The 2,729-nt window shown below is 72.7% G+C and carries 3 protein-coding genes; 1 reads left to right on the forward strand and 2 read right to left on the reverse strand.

All coding sequences use genetic code 11. The annotated features are described in order from the left end of the window. Both H5J30_RS26020 and H5J30_RS26025 read right to left on the reverse strand, forming a co-directional pair. A partial coding sequence (locus H5J30_RS26020; protein ID WP_181789782.1) for a helix-turn-helix transcriptional regulator occupies positions 1–311 on the reverse strand: 311 nt, incomplete at its 3' end. A 134-nt stretch (positions 312–445) separates the two neighbouring features. Further along, entirely contained in the window at positions 446–1,456 is a 1,011-nt protein-coding gene (locus tag H5J30_RS26025) for a mechanosensitive ion channel family protein (protein WP_181789783.1), read from the reverse strand. A gap of 334 nt (positions 1,457–1,790) precedes the next feature. Between H5J30_RS26025 and H5J30_RS26030 the strand changes: the two genes are divergently transcribed. Further along, positions 1,791–2,327, forward strand: a complete 537-nt coding sequence (locus H5J30_RS26030; protein WP_018834226.1) for an HNH endonuclease — start codon at positions 1,791–1,793, stop codon at positions 2,325–2,327. Positions 2,328–2,729 lie beyond the last annotated feature (402 nt).

Genomic DNA, 2,729 nt, shown 5'->3' on the forward strand with positions numbered 1-2,729 from the left:
CCGACCGTGCGGCCGGTGACGTCGGCGACGGCCGCGCGGATCCGGGCGGCGGAGACGTCGAGCCCGACGACGTGGGCGACGGCGGGGTTGAGGGCGTAGAGCTGGGCGTTGGGTCCCGGGCTGCCCTCGCTGGTGCCGGTGGCGATGACCAGGCCGGCCGCCTCCAGCCGGGCCAGCAGCTGCGAGGCGGTCGGCTTGGACAGGCCGGTGAGCTTGCCGAGCCTGGTGCGCGAGAGCGTGCCGTGGTCGAGCAGCAGTTCCAGCGCGGCGCGGTCGTTCATCGCGCGCAGCGTCCCCGGGCCCCCGGCCATGGGCGTCACCTCTCACCGTTCACCCCGAATGGTTAGGAAACTTTCCTATCGGAGTGCGGCGAAACTAGTGCCGCCGAAGAAGCGCGTCAAGAGGACGGACGAAACGCGAACGGGCCGCCCGCGGCGGCCCTGGGCTACTCCCCGCCACCGCCGCCCGAGGGCGCCGCCTGCTGCGGCACCGCCACCTGCTCCGCCCGGGGCGCCACCATCGCGCCCGGCGGCACGTCCGACATCACGACCCCGGCCGCGAGCAGCGCCTCCCGGATCCGCCAGCGCAGCTCGCGCTCGACCCCGATGGACTTCCCGGGCATCGTCCTGACCTGGACCTGAAGGATTGCCGTGCCCTGCGAGACGGCCGTGAGGCCGAGCACGTCGACCTCGCCCCACAACTGCTCGCTCCACGGCTCGGTCCTGCCGAACTCCTCGCCGGCGGCGACGATCACGTCGCGCACCCGGTCCAGGTCCTCGCCCGCCGCCACGGGCACGTCGACGACGGCCGTGGCCCAGCCCTGGCTGAGGTTGCCGATCCGCTTGACCTCGCCGTTGCGCATGTACCAGATCGCCCCGTTGTCGCCGCGCAGCTTGGTCACCCGCAGCCCGACCTCGATCACCTCGCCGGTGACCTCGCCGACGTCGATGGTGTCCCCGACCCCGTACTGGTCCTCGATGAGCATGAAGACGCCGGAGAGGAAGTCCATCACCAGGTTGCGGGCGCCGAAGCCGAGCGCGACGCCCGCGACGCCGGCGCTGGCCAGCAGCGGCGCCAGGTCGATCTTGAGCGCGGACAGGACGGTCAGGGCGGCTGTGCCGAGAATCACGAAGGAGGCGCTGCTGCGCAGGATCGAACCGAGGGCTTCGGACCGCTGTCTGCGTCTCTCGTGGTTGACGAGGAGCCCGCCGAGGGCGGTGCCGTCCACGGCGTCGGCGGTGCGCGTCATCCGCGTTATCAGCTTGGTGATCATACGCTGGACGACGCGGCGCAGCACGTACGCGATCACCACGACGAGCAGGATCCGCAGGCCCACGCCCAGCCAGGACGCCCAGTTCTCCTGGATCCACCCGGCCGTCTCCTCCGCGCTCTTGCGGGAGTCCTCAAGCGGCGTCGGGGAGGGGCTCTCGGCAGCCGGGCGGGCAGTGGCGAACACGGCGTGGAACCTTCCGTTCAGGTGTGGACGACCTCACCCTACCCGCCGCCCCGGCCTGCCCCTTTGCCCTCGCTTTACCGCCACCGCGGCGGCCGGGCGGGCCGCCCGGGGCGGCCCGGCGGGCCCCGTGTTGCGGTCCGGTCACCGCCCCGCGCGGGCAGGCGTAGGGCGGCGCCGAAGGGGGGATCAACATCACGGGTGCGGCCGTGGAACCTTGCCGGGCGGTTGGCCCGTTTACCTGATCGTGGGTGGCGCGGAGGCGGGAGTGCAGGACACACTGTTGGCCAGATCGTCCCGGCGCAAGCCACGCGCCGCCGGCGTACAAGGAGGCACCGTGCCGCACGTCCTCGTCCTCAACGCTTCATACGAGCCGCTCGGCGTCGTGCCGCTGCGCCGCGCTCTCGTGCTGGTGCTGAACGGCAAGGCGGTGAGCCTGGAGGAATCCGGTGCCTTCCTCCACAGCGCCACGCGGGTGATAGCGGCGCCAAGCGTCGTGCGGCTGCAGAGGTTCGTACGGGTCCCCGTCAGGGGGCCCGTTCCGCTCACACGCCGGGCGCTCTTCGCCCGCGACGGGGGCCGCTGCGCGTACTGCGGCGCGGTGGCCACGAGCGTCGACCACGTGATCCCGCGCAGCCGCGGCGGCCAGCACCGCTGGGACAACGTGGTGGCGGCCTGCCGCCGCTGCAACCACGTGAAGGCCGACCGGCCCATCCACGAGCTGGGCTGGCGGTTGCGGCACCAGCCCGCGCCGCCGTCCGGACTGGCCTGGCGGATCATCGGGACAGGGCATAGGGATCCGCGCTGGTTGCCCTACTTGCAGCCATACGGCGCGGACGAGGCCCTGGCCCGGATCGACGGCATCTCTGCCTAGAACCGGGCCTTTGTTATGCCCGGAGCCGGACCGCCGGCCGCAGCCGCTGTCATGCCCACTCTCACACCCGCCGCCGTGCCCGCGGAACACCCCGCGCCCCGCCCCTCCCCCCGGGGCGCGCGAGCCGGTCGGAACAGGAACCGAACGGATGCTCTGCGCGTGAAGAAGGGCAGGATGGGAGCCTGACGCCGACCGCGTGGCGCGCTACGGTACCGATCCGAACAAGATCCCGGGAATCGCGGTGTGACGGCCTGTACGGGCCGCCATACTTGCCGACGTGCCCGGGGTGGACTGGACCCGCCCACGCAACCGGGCGAACAGCCAGCGACCCAGGGGGAGGTCACGTGACGTACCCGCCGCCGGCCGGCAGCGCCGCGCCGCCGGAGCATCAGACCGCGCCTG

It is taken from the genome of Streptomyces phytophilus, from assembly GCF_013870535.1.
Taxonomy (GTDB): domain Bacteria; phylum Actinomycetota; class Actinomycetes; order Streptomycetales; family Streptomycetaceae; genus Streptomyces; species Streptomyces phytophilus.